Genomic DNA, 1,332 nt, shown 5'->3' on the forward strand with positions numbered 1-1,332 from the left:
TTGGGGATGCTCCTATAGATGTCAAGTGGGTTGGGTGGGTTCGGGTTGGGGTGTGTTGTGGCTGGTCAGGGCGTGGTAGACCTCGCGGGCGATGAAGCGTTTGAGGCAGCGCATGATGTCCTTCTTCGACAGTCCTTCCTGGGTGCGGCGTTCGACGTAGGCGCGGGTGCGTGGGTCGTGACGCATGCGGACCAGGGCGATGGTGTGCAGGGCGTGGTTGGCGGCGCGGTCACCGCCGCGGTTCAGGCGGTGGCGGTGGGTGCGGCCGGAGGACGCGGGGATCGGTGCGGTGCCGGCCAGGTGGGCGAAGGCGGCTTCGGAGCGCATGCGTTCGGGGTTGTCCCCGGCTGAGATGAGGAGCTGGCCGGCGGTCTGGGCGCCGATGCCGAACAGGGCCAGGAGTTCGGGGGCGGCCTGCTGGACCAGGGGGCCGATCTCGGCGTCCAGTTCGGTGATCTCTTCGCCCAGGGCCTGGTGGCGGCGGGCCAGGTGGCGCAGGGCGGTCCTGGTCGCGGCCGTGGGCCCGGTCAGGTCCTGGCCCGGTCGCAGGCGGGCCAGGGTGCGCACCAGGTCGGTCCGGGACAGCTCGGCCAGGGGTTCGCGCAGTGCCGCGGGGGCGGACACCAGCAGGCCGCGGATCTGGTTCATGGTCTGGGTGCGGGCCTTGACCGCGCTGCGGCGCGCGACCCGCAGCACGCGTACGGCTTCGACCAGGCCGTCGCGGCTCTTGGGGATGCCGGTGGCGCGTTGGGAGGCGACCGCGGTGGCGGCGGCGTAGGCGTCGATCGGGTCGGACTTGCCCTTGGTGTGCCGGGTCCTGCGGTCGGGGCGGTCCACCTCGACGACGGTGACCTGGGCGGCGGCCAGGACCCGGGCCAGTTCGGCGCCGTAGGCGCCGGTGCCCTCCACGCCCACCGCTGTCACGGTGCCGTGGGTGTGCATCCAGGCCAACAGGTCCCGGTAGCCGGCGGTGGTGGCGGGGAACTCCTGGTCGGCCAGGTGGCGGCCCAGGGGGTCGATCAGGGCCGCGTGGTGGGTGCGGCCGTGGGTGTCCACACCCCCGGTGACCTCCGGGGCGCGATACGTCATGCTGGTCATGTCCGTCCTTTGCTGGTTCGAGCGAAAGGGGCGGCACGCGCCGGTCGGGCGGGTGGACAAGACAGTGGCGGGGCTTCTTGACCAAGCTCCTATGAAGTCACAAGCACCCGTCCGGCCGCGTGCGCGGTGATACTCCCGGCAGGCCGACACATCCCCAACAGGACAGCCGAAGCGTCAGTCACTTAGCGAGTCAGACCCACCAGAAGCATCACCGAGAACATCATCACTGTCACT

1 protein-coding gene is annotated in these 1,332 nt (G+C 70.9%); it reads right to left on the reverse strand.

Annotated features, from left to right (window positions below; all coding sequences use genetic code 11):
* Positions 1-21 precede the first annotated feature (21 nt).
* A complete protein-coding gene (locus tag ABH941_RS40880) occupies positions 22-1,098 on the reverse strand; it encodes an IS110 family transposase (protein ID WP_370138600.1) in 1,077 nt (358 codons plus the stop codon).
* Between the last annotated feature and the right edge of the window lie 234 nt (positions 1,099-1,332).

This window comes from Streptacidiphilus sp. EB103A (genome assembly GCF_041261405.1).
Taxonomy (GTDB): domain Bacteria; phylum Actinomycetota; class Actinomycetes; order Streptomycetales; family Streptomycetaceae; genus Streptacidiphilus.

What these genes read in the sequence shown, in the direction of transcription:
- ABH941_RS40880 (WP_370138600.1), bottom strand. Translation starts at nt 1,098, where the DNA reads ATGACCAGCATGACGTATCGCGCCCCGGAGGTCACCGGGGGTGTGGAC.